This is a genomic window from Streptomyces sp. NPDC058964 (assembly GCF_042741275.1).
Classification (GTDB): domain Bacteria; phylum Actinomycetota; class Actinomycetes; order Streptomycetales; family Streptomycetaceae; genus Streptomyces.
In genome coordinates this window covers 1-2,961 of sequence record NZ_JBHYKH010000770.1, presented here as the reverse complement: position 1 = coordinate 2,961, position 2,961 = coordinate 1, and the positions used below count along the sequence as shown (strand labels likewise).

The 2,961-nt window shown below is 66.4% G+C and carries 3 protein-coding genes; 2 read left to right on the top strand and 1 reads right to left on the bottom strand.

Annotation, left to right across the window (positions count from 1 at the left end; translation table 11 throughout):
• Positions 1-744 (bottom strand): ice-binding family protein (locus ACFW2E_RS44475; protein WP_384477176.1); only part of this gene is annotated, 744 nt, incomplete at its 3' end.
• A gap of 1,308 nt (positions 745-2,052) precedes the next feature.
• Between ACFW2E_RS44475 and ACFW2E_RS44470 the strand changes: the two genes are divergently transcribed.
• Together ACFW2E_RS44470 and ACFW2E_RS44465 are read left to right on the top strand one after the other, a co-directional pair.
• On the top strand, positions 2,053-2,658 hold the full coding sequence (locus ACFW2E_RS44470) for a DUF5994 family protein (RefSeq protein ID WP_384477173.1): 606 nt from the start codon (positions 2,053-2,055) through the stop codon (positions 2,656-2,658).
• 5 nt (positions 2,659-2,663) lie between these two features.
• Complete coding sequence (locus tag ACFW2E_RS44465) at positions 2,664-2,825, top strand: hypothetical protein (RefSeq protein ID WP_384477170.1); 162 nt, start codon at positions 2,664-2,666, stop codon at positions 2,823-2,825.
• Positions 2,826-2,961 lie beyond the last annotated feature (136 nt).

Here is a 2,961-nt window from a genome sequence, read left to right as displayed (position 1 = left end):
GGTGGCGGTGGTCCCGGTGGTCGTGGTGCCGGTGGTCCCGGTGGTCCCGCCGGTGGTGGTGCCGGTGGTGCCGGTGGTGCCGGTGGTGCCGGTGGTCGTGGTGCCGGTGGTCGTGGTGCCGGTGGTGCCGGTGGTCGTGGTGCCGGTGGTCCCGGTGGTCGTGGTGCCGGTGGTCCCGGTGGTCCCGGTCGTGGTGGCACCCGTGGTTCCACCGGTAGTGCCAGCCGCGCAGTCCGGCCGGGTGATGGTGTTGGTGTCCAGCGTCACGGCACCGTTACGGGCCAGCGCCCGCCCCTCGATGGTCGCGTTCGTGGTGACACTGATCGAGGTCAAGGCCAGGATGTTGCCCACGAAGGCGGTGCCGGTGCCGAGAGTGGCCGAACTGCCGACCTTCCAGAACACATTGCACGGCGAGGCGCCGTTGATGAGGGATACGCGACTGCCGGACTCCGTCGTCAGACCCGAACCGACCTGGAACACCCAGACGGCGTTGGGGTCCCCCTGGGCATCCAGGGTGAGGGTGCCCGTGAGCCCGAGAGTGGAGGAAGCGGTGTAGACGCCCGGAACCAGCGTCAGGCCACCGGCATCCGGGGGGAGCGCCCCGTCGGAGGCCTGCCCGGCAGCGTCGTCGTACGCCGCGATCAGGTCGGTCTGGGCATCCTGAGCCTCAGTGTCCGCGGAGTGCTGGGTCCCGTTCACCACGGCGGGCGGACCGTATCCGCTGATGGAGGTTCCCGGAGACACTCCGACATCTCCGGTGATTACCGAGGGGCCGGTGTTGGTGGTTGCCGAACCGGCCAGTACCGCGAAGCTGTCTGCCCTGCCCAGATCCACAAACGTGGCGAGGGCACTTGCCTGTGTCGGCGTCACGGCGATTACAACAGCGGAGGTCACCACGGCAAGTACCGCCGCGGTCCATACCGACAAAGTGCGCCGTAGAGGCGCGACAGGGATATTGAGCGTCATCGAAGGGCCAACTCCTGTGAGGGGATGGTGACGTGTTTGGCGATTCGCAGTCACGCAGAATCACCTGTTTCTGTCGCTGGCATATTACTCAGGAGCATGTGCCGCGTTACGATTCATGGAGTGATTAATGGGCTAGATGGTCGAGTCTGCTTAGTCGGGACGAGTGACACAGTGGTGTTACTGCCCAGGTCAGTGCTGGCGGCGTATCAATGCAGCTGCAGCCCCTGGGTCAACACCGACCCGGCACCGACATCTCACCGGTATGTTGAGTGAATAAGCAGTCCCGCAGTTCTCTCCTGAAGAGTAGTCATTGCATCACTCGCGGAGCGAAATACGTATCGCGAGAAGATAATTAAAGGCTTTTGCGTGAGGCATAGGGAGGCAACCGACTTCTACGCGTCACCGGATCGGTGCTTTTCCGCGATCTTGGGATCCGAGAAGGGGTCGTCCGCAGCCTGCGGGAAGGGCGGCGGCTCCTTGTCCACAAGCTGCATTACGGGATTCCGCGGAAAGCCTCGGCACGAGGCGCTCCGCTCAGCAGGGTGTGAGCCTGATCCAGGCAGCTGACATCCGTGAGTTGTGCAACCGCGATGTCTTCGACCTGGAGGGCCACAATCTCGGCTGCTCGAAGCTGTCTACGTGCAGACCACCACCGATCAACCGACCGGCCATGGCCGCTGTCCGCTCCGGCCTGCCCACCCACCGGCATCTGGTCTTCGTCAGGGACCGGTGGCGAACAACGACTTGCGCCGCCGGCGAGCTGCGCCCAGCCCAGGGGCAGGCGGTCCACTCGTGTGGTCTTCCTGCTGATCATCGGCGTCGTGCTCCTTGTGGCCGACCTGGCCCTCGCCGCCGTGGGGTTCTCCTGACGCCCCCCTCGGCCCCTCCTCCACGGACTGCGGTGGCGGACGACCTGGGCCTGGTGTTCCGTTCAGTTCATCGGTCCGCATCGGTCCGCCGGGCGTCGGCGAGGAGTATCCTGGTGATTACCGAGAGCATTTCGTACACCGGCTTCCACGCCGGGTCGTTCTCGGCGATTCAAGACAACCGGGCCGGCCGTGACCGGCCCGGGGTTGGGTCCGCATCATGACCAGGACCATTCTGTTGACGCCCGCGGTCGAGGACCGGCCCCTTTCTTCGTTGCCGCCCCGAATCGTCCTGGCACCCGCCGACACCGCCCCGGCCCTGATCGACGGTGCCTGGTGGCCCCGCTCCCGCGACCTGAAAGCGGAGCTTCCGGCGCTCATCGAGGCCCTCGACCCGCTGTGGGGGCGGATCACCCGAGTAACGGTGAACCCCACGTTCTGGCCGGTCATCCCGCGAAAGGTGGCCGTCCACGGGCACGTCGTGCACGTCGGCTGGTTCGAGGCCGAGCAAGACCGGCACAAGCTACTGCTGCTCTCCTACACCGTGGGCCGCTGGGACCTGCTGGTGATTCCACCGGAGACAGAGCCGGCCACTGCGACCCGACTGATGACCACGGCCACCGACCCGGCGCAAAGCCTCACGGCGACCGGCCTGATCGACGAGGCCGAACGCTTCCGGACCGCGGCAGAGGCGGCGGCCGACTCGGACTCGTTCTGGGAAGCGGCCTGGGACTCCGAGGGCGGACACGACTCCCGCCGGCCGGCCTCGCGTATGCCTGCCGGAGTTGTCATCGACCACGTGCCGAGCCCGGCAGACGGAGTGTGAGAGGCATGGACACCTTCGCGACGGTGAGTGTGCTCCTCGGGATGATCGCCTTGGGCGTGATCGTGATTCAGCTGTTCACCGTGAACCACGATGATCGCGTGGCGACCTTGCCGTCCGGCCGTCCCCAGCGGTGGCGGCTGTGGCCGCGACACCGCACAGAGAAGTGAAATCCCGCACCATCGGCTCAGCCTGCGCAACGGTTCGGCGGCCCGGGGCTAAGGCCCCGGCCGCGAAACCGTTCGCAGCGCCGGCGCAGAGCCCGAAACCCCTTAGCGTTTCCCGAGGGTTAACAGTACCGGACCC

What these genes read in the sequence shown, in the direction of transcription:
- ACFW2E_RS44470 (WP_384477173.1), top strand. Translation starts at nt 2,053, where the DNA reads ATGACCAGGACCATTCTGTTGACGCCCGCGGTCGAGGACCGGCCCCTT.
- ACFW2E_RS44465 (WP_384477170.1), top strand. Translation starts at nt 2,664, where the DNA reads ATGGACACCTTCGCGACGGTGAGTGTGCTCCTCGGGATGATCGCCTTG.